The organism is Cellulomonas sp. GbtcB1 (assembly GCF_019091725.1).
GTDB lineage: Bacteria > Actinomycetota > Actinomycetes > Actinomycetales > Cellulomonadaceae > Cellulomonas.
In genome coordinates this window covers 1-296 of record NZ_JAGXJG010000193.1, presented here as the reverse complement: position 1 = coordinate 296, position 296 = coordinate 1, and the positions used below count along the sequence as shown (strand labels likewise).

Sequence of the window (296 nt, the reverse complement as noted above, 5' to 3'; positions counted from 1 at the left end):
GCCGCCCCGTCCGAGCCGTGGCCGACGTCCAGGGTCAGCACCTGGAGCAGCGCGTGGCCCGTGACGACCGCGGCGATGCCGAGCCCGTCGGTCGGCAGGCACACGGCGAGCAGCAGCAGCATCCCCAGCGACTGGGTGAGCATGACCGCCAGCGAGGGGCCCTGCGGCGTCGAGAACGGGTTGTCGCCGGGCTTCGGCACCGGGTAGACGGCCCGGGCCGAGTAGATCGACGACGCCCCGACGGCGTCGGCCAGCACGCCCAGCGACATGCCGGGCACCGGGGCCGTAGCGTCCCA

The 296-nt window shown here is 75.0% G+C and carries 1 pseudogene; it reads right to left on the bottom strand.

Annotation, left to right across the window (positions count from 1 at the left end):
• A pseudogene (locus KVT14_RS20250) lies at window positions 1-278 on the bottom strand (hypothetical protein); the annotation flags it as partial.
• Window positions 279-296: the final 18 nt, after the last annotated feature.